This is a genomic window from Clostridium perfringens ATCC 13124, assembly GCF_000013285.1.
Classification (GTDB): domain Bacteria; phylum Bacillota; class Clostridia; order Clostridiales; family Clostridiaceae; genus Sarcina; species Sarcina perfringens.
Genome location: NC_008261.1, coordinates 2,449,996 through 2,466,717 on the forward strand (window position 1 = coordinate 2,449,996; position 16,722 = coordinate 2,466,717).

The window sequence follows — 16,722 nt, forward strand, 5'->3', positions numbered from 1 at the left end:
CGTTAACTTTAATTAACTTTTTTATTTTTTTAATTCCTAGTAAATTCTATGCTTAAATAAATTTAAATTTAATAATCAATTAATCTTCTTAAATAATAAAAGCAGTAAAGAAATTTTCTTTACTGCTTTTTTAGTCATTTTAAATTAAGCTGCATCATTATGTTTCTTTTTTAGAATTATGCTACCGCCTATAGTAGCTAAAACTCCCATTGCTGCAAAAACTTCAGATCCAAAAGGATTTCCTGTGTTAGGTAATTTAATTAAATCATCCTTTTTATTTTCTTCATTATTTGAATTATTATCTGGATTAGATATTTCAGGCTTATCTGTATTAATATCATCTATAGTTGGATCCATTGGCTTATTTGTATCTATAGATGGTTTTTCTTGTTCAACTGGTTTGTTTGAATCTACAGATGGATTTTCTGGTTCTACTGGTTTAACAGCTTCTCCCTTATCTTCTCCAGGTTCAATAAGAGTTGCTAAGTTAGTTATAGGATTTATACCATGATTTTTCCAATAATCACTTATTCCTTCTCTTAAAACTTTATTAGTATCTTTAATATTCTTAGCTGCTGAGAAATCATATCCATCTCCACCAGCGGCCATAAAATCATTAGTTGCTAATTTATAATATTTATTTGGATCTAGCTTACTTCCATCTAATAATCTTACAGACGTTATTCTATTTCCAGGTTCAGCATCTGGATTATACCAGAACTTAAGACCAGCATGTTGTCCCCATCCAAAATCTTTAGGAGCAATTCCATGTTCTAATACTTTAATAATATCTGAACCTTTCATATCCATTGTTACTATAGTATTATCAAAAGGAAGTATAGTGTACATATCTCCTACTGTTATTACTCCTTTCTTTAATGGAGCTCTTACTCCACCACCATTGTTTATAGCTATATCTGCATCTACTATTTTTCTCATAGTTTCTGTAACAGTTGCTCCCATTGGGCTTACCCCTGCATCTCTATTATGTGGAAGATCTTCACTTAAATCAGCCACCTTAACATCTAAGATAGGTGATAATTCTTTTTCATATTTTCCTAATGTTTCTTCCATTTCTTTATCTACAGGTAAATCTTTAATATTTTTAGAAATATCCATACGTTGAGCTTCAACAGATAATTTTCCATCTTTATCAAATTTTAAATCTATAAGACCAATAGCACGTCCATTTTTATAAGCTTGTACTATTGGAACTCCGTTAACAGTTCCTTTAACAGGCATATGACTATGAGCTGATACAATTGCATCTAAGCCTGTAACCTTTGTAAGATTAACTACTTCACCTGTTATTTCTCCAGTTTTTCTATCTTGTTGACTTCCAATGTGTGTTAAAGCAATTACTGCATCAACTTTTTCAACTTCTCTTAAATGTTTAACCCATTTTTCTGCTTCAGTGTTAGGGTCTCTAAATTCTAAATCTTTTACATTATCAGGATTTGTTTTATATGCTGTTTCAGGTGTTGCAAGGCCTATAAATCCTATTTTCTTTCCACCTTTTTCAACAACTCCATAAGGTTTAGCCCATTTTACAGGTTCTCCTGTAGATTTTTCATATATATTAGAAGCTAAGAATTCAAATCCACCATCTTTAGCCCATCCTGGAATTAAATCATAACCCCAGTCAAATTCATGATTTCCTACAGATGAAAATTGAACACCTAAAGCTTTATTCATATCACTAACTGGCTTTCCTTTTAAAAGGTTAGATAATGCACTTCCTTGATACATATCTCCACCACTTACTACTATTGTGTTAGGATTTTTTTCTTTTACTTTCTTTAATTCCCCAACAAATTTAGCAGCTCCAGGATTTCCTCCTGATTCTTTTAAAGAACCATGAAAATCATTGAATGTTAAAATAGGAATCTCAACTTCTTTCTTTTCTTCTGGTAAAGCCTCTGCAAATTTTGATACTTCATCCCAAGTAACAGATTTAACATTTGGAGTTCTTCCATTTGATGAAGTTGGTAGCTTTATTTTTCCTTCATTAATAAGTTTAACTGCTAAAGCTCTTTGTTCTGGATTCCAATTGTTACCTGTTATTTTCCAGTTTCCATCTACATTTCTATTTATTACTCCATGTTTAACATTAATTATATAATCACTTATTAAATCTCTTATTGCTGATATATCATCATTTACTGTATCATATATTTTTTCATGTTCACCTGGATCCATTATTCCTGCAGCTAACCCTGAATTATATCTATAATCATTTACTGATAGGTACACTACATCTGAATCTTCAACTGGTTTACCATCTTTAGAGAATTTTAAGTTTTCTATTCTTTCACCTGGATCTTTAGCTATATTTATTTCGTAATTAACGCCTTCAAACATATCATACTTATACATTCTTACATTTTCATCAAAAGATATAGTTAAATCTCCATCTTTATATTTATTAAAGAACTTAGAGTTTTCTTCCATGTATTTCTTTAATTGTTTTCCATTAGTTTTTATAACATATAATTTATTATCAAATTTATATATATTTGAAACATCAGCCTTGCTTATAGGACCTTCTTTAAGATTAGCCTTAGGACTAAATAAAGCTGCTGATGAAACCATGTACACATTATTTGAATCTATTCCTTTAGTTTGTAAAAACTTTTTACTATTATATAATTGTACTTCATTTATAAAATCAGTAACCCCTTGGTCTTCAACTATTGATTGTGGAATACCTTTTACTTCATCAGGTTTTGCTAAATCTCCACCTTTTAATTCTCCAATCTTAGCTGTTGCATCATTTATAGCAGCTTCATGGAAAGGCTTAAGTTTCTCAGTTAATTCAGGATCTCCTTGTACCCCTTTAAGGCTTATAAGATCTGCATTCTTATCAAGAACTTTTATTCCACTTTCATCTTTTTCAACAGTTAAATTGAATTTAGAAACATATTTTGCTCTACTTGCAGGTTCACTAATTATAGCGTTTCCTCTTAATTCTGATTTAACTGTATCATGACTATGTCCAGCAACTACTACACTTACTTCTGGATTTGCTTCAGCTATTCCAGCAGCACTATCTCCATCACCATATTCTCCATTTAAACTTGCATGAGAAGTTACTACATAGACATCAGCGCCTCCATTTGCCTTTATTTCTCCTATTATTTTCTTTACTTCTTCTGTCGGATTCTTAGCTTCATAACCTTTTAAGTTTTGAGAATCCCATTGCATTATATGTGGAGTAACTACTCCTATTATTGCAACCTTTATTCCATCTACATCTTTAATTGTATAAGGATTAAAAACTCTCTCTCCATTTCTGTAAAGGTTTCCACATAAGACATGAAGATTTGGATTTGCTTGACCAATAATATTATGAAGTTTGTCCATTCCAAAATTAAATTCATGATTTCCTAATGAAAAAACATCATATCCTATTGTGTTCATAGCAAGTATCATAGGATTTTCTTTATTCATAAATAGGTGATTGTAATTTCCTTGAATAGTATCACCATTATCTAGCACTAGAGTATTAGGATTTTCCTTTTTAGCTTCTTTAACCACAGTAGCTATTTGATTTAATCCACCAACAGATTCCTCTCCCTGTGCATAATCATAATCCATAAACTTACCATGCAAATCAGAAGTGGCAAGTATTTGAATATTGACAGTTTTTTTATCTGTCTTTTCTGTTACATTTGAATTTTTTGTTTCAGAAATTTCAGCAGCTTTAACTGGTATTGGTAGTATAAAGCTAAAGACCATTGCTAATACAACCATTAAAGCAGTAATTTTTTTGTTACTAAACTTCTTTAACATAAATTATCCCCCTTGAATTTTATTTGTTATAAAAGTTAATTTTATACATACTAATTGTAACATATATTAATATTTTTTCAATATTTTGTTATAAAAATTCAAAAAAAGTATATAAATAATAAAATAGGATTTATTATGAAAGATTTTTTAAACTCCATCATAACAAATCCTATTTTCTTTAAAATTAATCTAAATATTATTTCACATTATATTAAATAAAGGTTGTAAGATTTCTTAAATTTATTTAACTAATATAAATATTCATTTCTTAAAAACTCTATTTTTTCCTTAGTTAATCCGTATTCTTTAAAAAAATATGTTTCATAGCTACCATAAGTATCTTTTATCTTATTTAAACTAAGTTCTATAAATTTCTTTTTTACTCCTAAAATCCCCTCTATTAATTCCTTTATGGTTTCATTTGATACATGCTTTTCATAAATTTGAAGTATTCTATGATTCTCCCCTTTTCTATATTCATTACTTAACATATAATCTTCTATTACCTTTTGCTCTGGCACACCTAAAAGCAATAATATTAAGGCTGATCCTAAACCTGTTCTATCTTTTCCTGATGTACAATGCTGTAATACAGCTAGGTTTTTAGGATTTTCTATTATCTTTATAAGCTCCTTAAAAGCTAAATTATTTAATGGCATCTCACTATATCCATCCATAAGTATCTTTTCAGGAAGTTCTTGATTGCTATCCTTTGATAAAATTCCTTTTAAATAGGATTCCATATTTAGATTTTGATTATCTAAATTTCTCATTGCAGATATATTTATATTTTTTGTTCCCTCAACATTTCTATCTGGGCTTAATTTAACTTCTTCTAAGGATCTATAGTCAAAAATATATTTAATTCCTAGGGTTTTAAAATATTCTAAATCTTCTCCTTTTAATTTATTTAAAGCTTCTGAGCGATAGAATAATCCCCATTTAACCTTTCTTCCATCTTTTGTTTCATATCCACCTAAATCTCTAAAATTGCAAAATCTTTTAAGCGGTACAAGTCTCTCTGCTAAAATCAACTCTTCATTTTCACATTTTATAAAATAAAAAGTTCTATTCTTAGGCTCTGGATCCTTAAATTCAAATTCATTTTCTTTTTCTATATGTTTAATAAACTTTAACTCTCCATTAAGTTTCTCAAAGTAATATAAAGTTCCAGTAACTTCTTTATTTAATGTTATTTTCAACAATTCTCCAGAGATTCTTATTAAATTTCCATTTAAGCTTCTCATAAAACATCATCTCCTAATATAACCCAAATCCTTTTTTTAATTATACTACTTATTTTTATAAATTGTTAACTTTTATTAAACCTTATATATATTTTCTCTTTATCATAAACTTCTTAAATCTCTTAAGTTTAAAGAAATTTTTTCAAAGAATTAATGTTTTTCCATATTATGTATGATAAGATATTATTATAAGATGTAAACCTTATTATTTATATATTTTTAGATATAATAAGATTTATTTTTCTATAGTAATAAATAATTTAAACTTTTTATTATATTTAAATCTATTTTATTTATGCTTAAGGAGGTCCCATGGAATTATTATTTATATTGCTTTTTTTAATAATGCTTATGACTGCATTTTCAACCTCACTAAGAGAAACTAAGAAATAACTATATTAAAATTTATTTTTTACTTCATTAAAAATAAAATAAAAAGATGAGCTGATTTAACAGCTCATCTTATATATTATTCTATCTTGAAGCATACATCTCTTTTTCATTATTTATAAATACTTCAGCTATAACTCCATATGTTTTAGCCCACGCATTGATAATATCTTCAGTTGCACCATCACCTAAAACTTCTTTTATTGCTCCTAATAAGTGTTTACCTACTATTGGATAATGTTCTGGTTGAACTTTTGCATTACAGTGTATAACTCCTATTCTATTAACTACAGGTTTTATAGCTTCTAAGTTATCTATATTTTGAGCAACTGCTAATATTGCCATTGATAAAGCTTTTGGTTGCTCTTCAGATTCTTGTTTATTCATATTGAACAAAGGTTTTACTTCAGGGTTTTGTTCAAACATATTTTTATAGAAAGTTTTTGTTATTTCTAATCCATTGGATTTTAAAACTGGTACTGTACTTTTTATTATATCTATTGTCTTTTGATCTAACATATTTTCCTCCATAATATTTATTTCTAATTAATAATTATTATGGATTAAATTATATAATAATTAAAAATTTTTTCAAGTTAAAAATATTAAATATTTTTTTAGTAAAATGTTAACTTATAACTAATAATATAAAATCATAAATTACAAACCAATATTTAAATCTACTATACTATTTTATTAAACAAAAACTATAACTAGTATTATCTATATAAGTAAATTTAATAAAATACACCCTAATCTATAAACCTAATAATATACCGTAAAACTAAACTTTTATTAACTTTAAATAAAATTTGAAAATACAAAAAACACACTTTCAATGTATATATAAAATTATTATTTTATATTAACATTAAAAGTGTGTTCTCTTACTTTTGTATGTCATTATCTATTATTTTTTTGATTTTCTAAAATGCTTAAAACGTATTATTCATCCCATCCTTCAGGGAATTCAGCATTGTGATACACTTCTTGAACATCGTCGTCATCTTCAAGTAAGTCAAGCATTTTTTGGAACTTCTTAGCATCGTCTTCGTTTATAGCAGTTTCGGTATCTGGTATCATTTTAACTGCTGCTTCTAAGAATTCTAATCCTTCAGCTTCTAAAGCTTCTCTTACTGTACCAAAATCTTCTGGTGAAGTTGTAACTATGAATACTTCTTCCTCTGATGCAAAATCTTCTGCTCCAGCATCTAAAGCCATCATCATTATTTCATCTTCATCTAACTCAGCTTTTTCTATTACTATTTCACCTTTCTTTTGGAACATGAAACCAACACATCCTGATGTACCCATGTTTCCGCCACCTTTAGTGAAAGCACTTCTTACGTTACCAGCTGATCTATTTTTATTATCTGTTAATACTTCAACCATTACAGCTACTCCTGATGGTCCGTATCCTTCATAAACTATTGATTCATAGTTTACTGAATCTCCTTCTCCAGCAGCTTTCTTTATAGCTCTTTGAATGTTATCATTTGGCATGTTTGCAGCCTTAGCTTTTGCTACAGCATCCTTTAATCTTGAGTTACCATCTAAGTTTGCTCCACCTTCTTTAACTGCAACAGCTATCTCTTTTCCTATCTTAGTGAATATTTTTCCTCTTTTGGCATCCATTTTACCTTTTTTAGCTTGTATATTATGCCACTTTGAATGTCCTGACATCCTTATTCCTCCTAACATATATGTGAACTATAGTTTAAATTTCTTTAAATATCTTGAAATAACACCTAAATATTATATCATAGAGATTTTTTCTCTTCAACTTGGCTCTTTTCTGTAGTTAAAGCTTACTCATCAAAACTTTCATAAAGTCTATTTCCTTCTTTAAAATATACTCCTTCTAAATCAGTACTCATTATAGCTTTTCCATTTGTTACTTCTGTAAAGCTTTTTTCTATTTCATCTATCATAGTTTTTTCTGCTAATATATATATCTTAACATTATTAGTAAACTCTGTATCCTCTATGTGCCAATTATTTTGACCGCATATATATTGAATCTTTCCATAAAGATCATAATCTATTTCTGTACAAAGCATTGCTCCTTCTACTTTTTCTACAACACCTGCTGCACTTATAGCTATGGCTGCCCCTTTAGTATAGGCTCTAGTAAGTCCCCCTGTACCTAATAATATCCCTCCAAAGTATCTAGTTACCACTACGGCACAATCTGTTATTCCTTGTTTTTTTATTACCTCTAATATTGGAATACCTGCTGTCCCCTGTGGCTCACCATTATCACTATATCTTTGTATTCCCATATTTTGTCCTATAACATAGGCATAGCAATTATGTCTTGCATCCTTATGTTTATTATTTATTTCTGCTACAAACTCTTTAGCCTCTTCCTCTGTTGTAACTCTTTTAACATAGCCTATAAAAACTGATTTTTTCTCCTCAAATCTATCATCAGCTGCTTTTTTTACCGTTATATAATTCATAATATCTACCTACCTTTTAATACATCGTATATATTATCTATTCCTTTTTCTATCTTACTATAATCTATTTGGGAAAATCCAATTCTAAAGCTTTTATCTCCATCATTAGGATTTTTAAAAAATATGCTTCCTGGAGTAATTATAGTTTGTCTATCTTTCAGTTCATAAAATAACTTTTTAGAAGTTATGCCTATGTTCTTATTTATATTTAAGAATAAATTAAGTCCGCCCTTAGGCTCTCTATAAGAAACCATATCTCCTAATTTATTATCTATAAGTTCTTTTATAAAATTATATCTCTTTGAATATTCCTCATTTAATCTTTCTATATGCTCTTTCCAATATCCCTTTACAATGTAATCCTGAAGAGCTCTTTGCATTAAACTTGAGGTAGCTATATCAGTGTTAAATTTTAAAGCTTGAAATTCCTCTTTAAATTTATCTGGTGCTATTAAATATCCCATTCTTATACCTGGTAGAAATATTTTAGAGAAACTTTTTATATATATAACTCTCTCAGAATCTAAACTCCTATATGGTATATACTCTAAATCATTAGAATAAACTAATTCTGAAAGATAATCATCTTCTAGTATGTAAAAATCATATTTATGTGCTAGCTCTATTATTCTTTTCTTTTTTTCTAAAGAACAACTTATACCTGTAGGGTTCTGAAAATAGCTCATAGTATAAAAACACTTTATTTTATTTCTCTTTAATAAATTTTCAAACTTTTCAATATTAGGACCATCCTTCTCCATTGGAATTTCTAATATATTTGCTCTTCTAAGCTTAAATACTAAAAGTGCTCCTCCATAAGTTGGCCTTTCTATTACAATATTATCATTTATATTTACTAAGGACTTACCTACAATATCAATACCTTGTTGTGCTCCAGAAATTATAAGTATATTATCTAAATTATTTTTTCCATTCCAGAACTCTTCATTTATACTTCTTCTTAATTCTAAATATCCTAAAGGGTCACTATACATTAATGCCTCTACACCATCTCTAACTAATACATTATCTAAAACTTTCTTAAGTTTTTCTACTTGGAAGAAGTTTGCACTAGTAGTTTCTCCAGTAAAGTCTATCCAATTCTTCAAATCTCCAGAGGCTATTTTTCTAAATAAATCATTATAATCATGCTTAAAACTTTTTCCTACATCCTTATTTTTAGCATAAGTTCCACTTCCTTGAGCTTGATATGCATATCCTTCTTGTACAAGCTTTTTATAAGCATTAATAACAGTTACCTTATTAACTTCTAAAAAGTCTGCTAGTTCTCTTATAGTTGGTAACTTTTCTCCTTCTGATATTTTCCCATTTTCAATTAAACTTTTAATATTATCGTATATTATTAAGTATTTACATAAACCCTCTTTAAAAACCACACTAAATTTATTCATCTCTTACACCTTATTTAAACATTATCTTTTATTAAATATACTTTTTCTGTTGTAAGCTTTTGTCCACAGGGTGAGAATTTCTCTCTTCCACTTTTCTTAACTATATTTTTCTTATAAAGATATCCTAATAATTCCTCAAAATCTATTTTAAAGCCTTGGAATTCTTCTGATTTTTTTATTTCTTCTGAGCTTAAATAATCCTTTTGTTTTTTCATAAAATCAACTAAAGCTCTTATTATTCCTCTAATATTTCTCTCTAAGAAGCTTTCAATATAAAAATGTACATATTCTAAAGCCTGTTTATTTGCTGCTTTGAATATTCCATTAACCATTTTCTCAAAGTTTTCATCTAATTTCATAAGCATACCAGTAGAGCTTTTTGTTATTAAATATCCATTAAAGTTTAAATACAGCCTACTAAAACTATCCACTGAATACATAAGAGCCTCAAAGGCAGCGTAGAAATGTTCATTATGAATACATTTTTTATATAAATTCATATCTTGTAAAAGCTCACTTAAATAAACAAGATTCCACTTTTCACTATGAGCATCTGTATAATATTTTATTGAAGTAAATTTATCTGATATTTCTTGGTCCTTACAAAAAATTAATTTTGAAGATATAAATTTTCTATGTATTGTGCTTCCTGTTATTTCTTCTTGACAGAAATTAACTAGAAACTTTTTAGATACTATTTTTAAATGTAAAGATACGCCTAGTTCCTCACCATAAACATCCTTTACCCCTTTAAAGTCTCCATTTACAATAACAAATAAATCTATATCTGACCCTTCCCATATATCTCCATTTATTATACTTCCAAATGCCGTCACTCCAATAACATCCTCATTCTTTTGAAGGTCATTTATAACTGATTTAAAAGAATTTTGATATTTCAATATTATTTCACTCAAATTTTTTTCCTCCTTAATAACTCCCATTAATTAAATAATATCTATAAACAATTCCCTTTTTCCACCAAAATTTTTAAAGACTCTTTCAATAAACAAATTCCAACTTCCATCTGTTCTAACATGTCATAAGAAATATCTAAAGCTTTTTTTCCTTCTCCTTTTTTCCCATAGGTATTAGATTGATAAAGGTTAGCTGCTGCCGCTGTATTTTGTATTGCAAAACTTAAAAAATAAATAATGTCCAAAGCTGGCTTAACCACCCTATCATAATACATTTTATATTCGTCACCTATATTTAATGTAGCTACACTTGCTTGAATAGTAGCTGCTTTTAATAAAATATCCTGTAACTGATTATATGCCTTATTAAAATCATCTGTACATACATTATTAGTACTTTGATTATCACTTGCAGCTGCTTGAGCTGCAAAAAGATCTTCCTGTCCATTAGAGTTTCCTGATCTTTCTCTACGACCTCTTATGTTTCCACGATCTAAAGTATCCGTAGTTTCCATGATTCACATCCTAAAAATTAGTATCATTATTATTATACTTATATATATTATAATTTATGATGTGACAATTGTAATAATAAAAGCTAAATTCTTGTTGAATTTAGCTTTTACTCATGAATTTAATACTCTTATTATAACTCGTATTCTCTACATTTATTTTCTACTTCTTCATCCACTTCTGCTTTTATATAAGTTCCCTCTTCTCTATATTCTTCTTCACTTACATTAGCATTTCTATGAAGATAAGCTACAACTTGTTGAGCTGTATAAGGAATTATATATTCCTTGCTTTTTAATGTATAAGGCAATTCTTCACTTATTGCTTCTAATAAATCATCTAAGTTTATTCTTTCCCTAGCAGAAATCTTTACTACCTTATTATATATTGAAGAATATTTTGCTTCTAATTCATTTAGCTTTTCTTCATCAGCCTTATCAATTTTATTAAGAACTAATATTTTTGCTGATTCTAAGGCTTTTAATTCACCTAAAACTTTTTCTACAGCTATAATTTCTTCTTGTGCATTATCTGAAGAAGCATCTACAACGTGGCATAAAAGATCTGAGTATATAACTTCTTCTAAAGTTGATTTAAAAGCTTCAACTAATTCATGAGGAAGTTTGCTTACAAATCCAACAGTATCTGTTAATGTTATATCCCTATTATCAGGAAGTTTTATAGCCCTTGTTGTAGTATCTAAAGTTGCAAAAAGCATATCTGCTTCAAAAACCTTATCCTTAGCTTGAGTAGCTAAAGTTGAAGCTGATTCTGCACATAGAGTATTTCTTAAAGTAGATTTTCCTGCGTTAGTATATCCAACTAAGGAAACCTGTGAAGTTTTATCCTTACTTCTTCTCTCTCTTTGAGTTTCTCTTATCTTCTTTATCTTTTTAAGCTCAGCTTGAAGATCGTATATTCTTTCTCTTATATGTCTTCTATCTATTTCAAGTTTCTTTTCCCCTGGTCCTCTTGTTCCTATTCCACCACCAGTTCTAGACATAACAGTTCCAAGTCCCATAAGTCTAGCTGCTCTATACTTAAGTTGAGCAAGTTCTACTTGAATTTTAGCTTCCCTTGTCTTAGCTCTTCTTGAGAATATTTCTAAAATAAGAGTTGTTCTATCAATTACCTTAACTCCTAAGTTAGCTTCAAGGTTTTTAACTTGTGCTCCTGATAATTCATCATCAAAAATTACTAAGTTAGCCCTTGTTAATTGTCTTATGTTAGCAATTTCTAAAACTTTACCTCTTCCTATATAAAAAGAAGCATCTATTTTGCTTCTATTTTGAAATACTTTTTCTAATGTAGGAATATCACAAGCCTTAGCAAGTTCCTCTAACTCATCTAAGCTTTCTCTTGTATCACATCCTACTAAAATAGCTCTTTCACTATCATCTTCCTCAACATTGCTTGTTTTAATAACTTCTTCAACATGATTAATCTTATCTAAAATATTAATTTGTAAGCACTTATCTATAGTTAAATGAGGTGCTTCTTCACTTATAAGAATTTCATTTTCTACATAGCAAAATCCTAAAGAAGCATCTTTAGCTTTGCCTTCCTCTACAGCTATGGCCATTATTGTATCAAGCTTTAATTTCATAAGGGCAGATATATCTAAAGCAGAAAGTCTAGAAACCCCACTTGGATGAGTATGTATTATTCTAACTCCAGATAATCTTTTTTCGTGTATATCTATTAATGGAATCTCTACACTTGAAGAATCTCCTATAGCTACACTAATTACCTTTCCTTTTCTATTTATTCCTACACTAATTTCTCTTTCTATTTGAGAAGATAATCTAGAAATAATATTTATCATATCCTCTGTACAAACACTATACTTTGGTACATTTATTTTATAAAGTTCTTCTAATTCTTTAAGTACTGAATTCCTTATTCCATCAGTATTTCCATGTATCATATATTACCACCTCGTGATATTTATTATGTTTCTTGACAATTTTCATTTAATTTTATACTATAAATACAATATTGTAAATAATACGGAATAGTTAGGGGAGAAAATAATGGAAGATAAGAACAGAAATATACTACTTTCTGAAGAGCAAATTAAAGAACAAATAGCTATTGTAGGTAAAAAATTAACTGAAGATTATAAGGATAAAAACCTTTATGTTTTATCTTTATTAAGAGGAAGTTTCATATTTGCAGCGGATTTAGTTAGAGCAATAGATACTAAAGCTCAAATAGGATTTATGACTACTTCAAGTTATGGCCATGGTGAAGAAAGTACTGGTATAGTCAAAGTTGTAAATGATATTCCTGATAATATTGAAGGCTTAGATGTCTTAATCGTTGATGATATCATAGATTCAGGTATAACAATGGATTTTGTTATAAACCATGTTAAATCACTAGGAGCTAAATCAGTTAAAACTTGCACTCTTTTAGACAAACCTTCTAGAAGAAAAGTTGATTTAAAACCAGACTATTGTTGTTTTGAAATAGAGGACTTATTCGTTGTTGGTTACGGATTAAACTATGGTGATCATTATAGAAATATCCCTTACATATTTAACTGGGAAAAATAATTAAAAGGAGGAATTTCCTCCTTTTTTAATAGGCTAATTTGTATCTTCTCTACTTTCTTCATTAATACCTTGTAGCATATTTCCACCCCACATGCTATTTGGAACTTCTCCAACTATGACAGTATCTGAAATTGGAATTTGATTTACCACTTCAACCTCTTTTGATTGAAGTGGTAATATTATTTTAAGATTAGTTTTTACATTAACTAAAATTTTATGCCTTGTTTGATTTATTCCTGCACTTTCAAATAAGGACTCATAAGTAACTACCACTCTTCCTATAGGCTCCATTTTAACAGTTATACTAGGACCCCAATAAGACATTATATTATTTTTTGTTATATATCCAATTGGCATCTTTACACCTATGGATCCAACTTCCTTTATATCCCTCTGTGATTTTATGGCAACCTCTGTGGCTAACTCATTTAATTTTATAGTATCAGCATTAATCATTTTTATTGCCCCAGATGAATCTTTTTGAACCTTTATTACATCATTATAATTAAATTTTTCTGTATAAACCTCAGCAATATTAGTGTTTATAATATCTAAAGTTTTAGCTTGCATTTCTGAATCTGAAACAAGTAAAACTGTAGGTGCAATTATTTTATCAAAAACATATATGAAAATTAAAAAACAGGCAATAATCATTAATAAAGTAATTATTAAATATTTTTTAAAATCTATATTTTTACGTTTATTTTTATTTACATAATACAAAGACTACACCTCTTATAATTTGGTTTACTCTTAATATTATTATGCTATAATATAATATAATATTTCTTTAAATGTATAATAATATAATTATGTAGTTTTTTAGAAATAGAAAGTTTTATTATGATAGGAGGAAAAAATGACTGAAAGAAAAAGAGAGCATAAAGATAGAAAGCAGAAGAAAAATTCACCTAAAAATCAATCGAAAGTAACAAAATTTTTGAAATGGTTCTTTATAGGGATTCTGCTTCTAGGGATAACTGCCGTAACAGTAGTTGGAATTTACGTTCTTTCTATTATACGTTCATCTCCAGAGTTAGATGTTCAGGCAATTCAATCTCTAAATCAGCCATCCATTCTTTACGATGATCAGGGAAACTTTATGGATAATGTTATAACTCGTGAACAACGTTATGTAGTTAAATCTGAAGAGATACCTGATAACTTAAAAAAGGCTTTTGTAGCTATTGAAGACGAAAGATTTTATGAGCATAAAGGAATAGACATTAAAAGAATTTTTGGGGTAATAGCTTCTAATATTAAAGGTAAACTTTCAGGAAGTAATACGGTTCAAGGGGCTTCAACTATAACTCAGCAACTTATAAAAAATGCCGTACTTACTAATGAAGTTAGTTATGAAAGAAAAATTAAAGAAATGTACTTAGCTTTGGAATTAGAAAAGCACCTTTCAAAAGATGAAATCCTTACTACGTATTTAAATACAATTCCTATGGGTGGATACCAATATGGGGTTAGCGCAGCTGCTCAAAGATTTTTTAGTAAGAATGTTTCAGATTTGAATTTAGTTGAGTGCGCTTATTTAGGAGGACTTACTCAAGCACCAACTTCTTATGATGGTCTTTCAGAGGCAAATAAAGAAAATCCAAGTAGATATTTAAATAGAACTAAATCTGTACTATTTAAAATGCATGAACTTGGATATATTTCAAGTGAACAATATAATGACGCAATAAATGAAATTGACACAAATGGTATAAAATTCACACCAAATAATAAATTAAGTAAAACTAACTTTGAGTGGTTCACAAGACCAGCTATAACTCAAGTTAAACAAGACTTAATGAATAAATATAAATATACACAAGAGGAAGTTGACAAACTTATAGCTAATGGTGGATTAAAAATCTATACTTCTATGGATAGAAATCTTCAAAATAATGTTCAAAAAGTTTTAGATGATCCAAATAACTATAAAGCTATAACTAATAATCCTAATGAAAAAAATGAAGATGGTGTTTATAAATTACAAGCATCTGCCACAATAATAGACTATAAAACAGGCCATGTTAAGGCTTTAGTTGGAGGAAGAGGGGAACAACCTGCTATGTCTCACAATAGAGCTTATTATGATTTAAAATCTATAGGTTCTGCAACAAAACCATTAACAGTTTATGGTCCTGCTATTGATTTAGGACTTGGTGGCGCTGGCTCTGTAGTAAATGATTCTCCATTAAGTAATAAAGAATTATCTTCTACAGGATATAAAGATCAACCTAAGAATGAATACAATAGTTATAGAGGTCCTTTAACTTTTAGAGAAGCAATTAAAATCTCTAGTAACTTAGCAGCCATAAAAGTTGCTAACGAAGTAGGTGTTTCAAACTCTATAGCTTATGGAGAAAAATTAGGTCTTGTTTATGGACCTCATTCTAGAGGTATTTCCACAACAGCCTTAGGTCAATTCCAAAATGACCCTAATAATCCTGATGGAGGAAATACTTATACTCTAGCTTCAGCCTTCGGTGTTTTTGGTAATAACGGTGTTAAAACAAATGCTAAATTATATACAAAGGTATTAGATTCTCATGGAAATGTAATTCTTGATACAAGTACTCCAGAAGAAACTAAAATATTTAGTCCTCAAGCGTCTTATATAGTTTATGATATGCTTAAGGATCAAGTAGAAAGTGGCTCTGCAAAACCTGCTAAATTTGGTAATATTCCTGTGGCGGGTAAAACAGGAACTACCACTGGAGATAAAGACTATTTATTTGCAGGATTAACTCCATATTATTCTGCGGCTATTTGGATTGGATATGATAAGCCTAGAGAAATGAGAACTAGTAGTGGTACTGTTACCTCTCCTATTTTCGGAAAAATAATGGGCTTAGCTCATAAAGACTTACAGTACAAAGAGGTTGAACAACCTAGTGGAATAAGCAAGATTGCAGTATGTATGGATTCTGGTCTTAAACCTACTTCCCTTTGTACTCAAGACCCTAGAGGCAGTAGAGTTTATTATGATTGGTTTATTAATGGTTCTGCTCCTACTCAATATTGTAATTATCATACAAATTTACATGTAAATGCTCCTGATACAAATGATAATAATAATTCTGGAGCAAATGAAGGAAATAAACAACAAGAAACTAAACCTGAAGAAGTTAAACCTAACGAAAATAATAATAATAAACCAAATGAACAAAATCCAAATAATAAGCCTGATAATACACCAGCTAATGGTAATAATAACACTAATAATAACGGAGGTGGAAATGTGACTCCTCCTCAAAATCAAACAGAAAACAATACAAATAATGGAGTTATTACTCCACCTCAAGCTGGAAATAACCAAAATCAAAACGGTCAAAACAACAACATTACGCAATAGAAGGAAGTCCTTCTTGCATTTTGACCTTATTCAAAACAAAGCCACTATGAATTTTTTATTTCATAGTGGCTTTATTATT

At 28.9% G+C, this 16,722-nt stretch carries 12 protein-coding genes; 2 read left to right on the plus strand and 10 right to left on the minus strand.

What is annotated here, in order from left to right; all coding sequences use genetic code 11:
- Positions 1-144 precede the first annotated feature (144 nt).
- The 9 genes from CPF_RS10745 to hflX form a co-directional block, all read right to left on the minus strand.
- Positions 145-3,792 carry a multifunctional 2',3'-cyclic-nucleotide 2'-phosphodiesterase/3'-nucleotidase/5'-nucleotidase gene (locus tag CPF_RS10745; protein ID WP_011591007.1) on the minus strand — a complete coding sequence of 1,216 codons (3,648 nt, stop codon included), beginning with the start codon at positions 3,790-3,792 and terminating at the stop codon, positions 145-147.
- Between the two features lie 248 nt (positions 3,793-4,040).
- Positions 4,041-5,039, minus strand: coding sequence for a tyrosine-protein phosphatase (locus tag CPF_RS10750; RefSeq protein ID WP_011591008.1), 999 nt, complete (start codon positions 5,037-5,039; stop codon positions 4,041-4,043).
- A 474-nt stretch (positions 5,040-5,513) separates the two neighbouring features.
- Positions 5,514-5,948 (minus strand): globin domain-containing protein, encoded by a 435-nt coding sequence (locus tag CPF_RS10755; RefSeq protein ID WP_003454969.1) that lies wholly within the window; start codon positions 5,946-5,948, stop codon positions 5,514-5,516.
- A 426-nt stretch (positions 5,949-6,374) separates the two neighbouring features.
- Complete coding sequence (locus tag CPF_RS10760; protein ID WP_003451771.1) at positions 6,375-7,112, minus strand: YebC/PmpR family DNA-binding transcriptional regulator; 738 nt, start codon at positions 7,110-7,112, stop codon at positions 6,375-6,377.
- A gap of 125 nt (positions 7,113-7,237) precedes the next feature.
- Positions 7,238-7,891, minus strand: a complete 654-nt coding sequence (locus CPF_RS10765; protein WP_003454954.1) for a YigZ family protein — start codon at positions 7,889-7,891, stop codon at positions 7,238-7,240.
- Between the two features lie 5 nt (positions 7,892-7,896).
- Positions 7,897-9,303: a PLP-dependent aminotransferase family protein gene (locus tag CPF_RS10770; RefSeq protein WP_003454993.1), complete on the minus strand. Its 1,407-nt coding sequence runs from the start codon at positions 9,301-9,303 to the stop codon at positions 7,897-7,899.
- A gap of 14 nt (positions 9,304-9,317) precedes the next feature.
- Complete coding sequence (locus CPF_RS10775; RefSeq protein ID WP_011591009.1) at positions 9,318-10,220, minus strand: nucleotidyltransferase domain-containing protein; 903 nt, start codon at positions 10,218-10,220, stop codon at positions 9,318-9,320.
- 41 nt (positions 10,221-10,261) lie between these two features.
- Positions 10,262-10,735 carry a hypothetical protein gene (locus CPF_RS10780; protein WP_011591010.1) on the minus strand — a complete coding sequence of 158 codons (474 nt, stop codon included), beginning with the start codon at positions 10,733-10,735 and terminating at the stop codon, positions 10,262-10,264.
- Between the two features lie 131 nt (positions 10,736-10,866).
- Positions 10,867-12,660, minus strand: coding sequence for a GTPase HflX (gene hflX / locus CPF_RS10785; protein ID WP_003451503.1), 1,794 nt, complete (start codon positions 12,658-12,660; stop codon positions 10,867-10,869).
- Positions 12,661-12,766: 106 nt separating this feature from the next.
- On the opposite strand from hflX, the gene hpt reads away from it, so the two are divergent.
- A complete protein-coding gene (gene hpt / locus CPF_RS10790) occupies positions 12,767-13,291 on the plus strand; it encodes a hypoxanthine phosphoribosyltransferase (protein ID WP_003451102.1) in 525 nt (174 codons plus the stop codon).
- 33 nt (positions 13,292-13,324) lie between these two features.
- On the opposite strand, the gene yunB is transcribed toward hpt, so the two are convergent.
- Positions 13,325-14,014, minus strand: coding sequence for a sporulation protein YunB (gene yunB / locus CPF_RS10795; protein WP_011591011.1), 690 nt, complete (start codon positions 14,012-14,014; stop codon positions 13,325-13,327).
- A gap of 136 nt (positions 14,015-14,150) precedes the next feature.
- Here yunB and CPF_RS10800 point away from each other — a divergent pair, with 136 nt between their 5' ends.
- Positions 14,151-16,643 (plus strand): transglycosylase domain-containing protein, encoded by a 2,493-nt coding sequence (locus CPF_RS10800; RefSeq protein ID WP_011591012.1) that lies wholly within the window; start codon positions 14,151-14,153, stop codon positions 16,641-16,643.
- Positions 16,644-16,722: the final 79 nt, after the last annotated feature.

Coding starts and splice junctions, on each gene's coding strand:
- CPF_RS10745 (WP_011591007.1), bottom strand. CDS start 3,792: ATGTTAAAGAAGTTTAGTAACAAAAAAATTACTGCTTTAATGGTTGTA.
- CPF_RS10750 (WP_011591008.1), bottom strand. CDS start 5,039: ATGAGAAGCTTAAATGGAAATTTAATAAGAATCTCTGGAGAATTGTTG.
- CPF_RS10755 (WP_003454969.1), bottom strand. CDS start 5,948: ATGTTAGATCAAAAGACAATAGATATAATAAAAAGTACAGTACCAGTT.
- CPF_RS10760 (WP_003451771.1), bottom strand. CDS start 7,112: ATGTCAGGACATTCAAAGTGGCATAATATACAAGCTAAAAAAGGTAAA.
- CPF_RS10765 (WP_003454954.1), bottom strand. CDS start 7,891: ATGAATTATATAACGGTAAAAAAAGCAGCTGATGATAGATTTGAGGAG.
- CPF_RS10770 (WP_003454993.1), bottom strand. CDS start 9,303: ATGAATAAATTTAGTGTGGTTTTTAAAGAGGGTTTATGTAAATACTTA.
- CPF_RS10780 (WP_011591010.1), bottom strand. CDS start 10,735: ATGGAAACTACGGATACTTTAGATCGTGGAAACATAAGAGGTCGTAGA.
- hflX (WP_003451503.1), bottom strand. CDS start 12,660: ATGATACATGGAAATACTGATGGAATAAGGAATTCAGTACTTAAAGAA.
- hpt (WP_003451102.1), top strand. CDS start 12,767: ATGGAAGATAAGAACAGAAATATACTACTTTCTGAAGAGCAAATTAAA.
- CPF_RS10800 (WP_011591012.1), top strand. CDS start 14,151: ATGACTGAAAGAAAAAGAGAGCATAAAGATAGAAAGCAGAAGAAAAAT.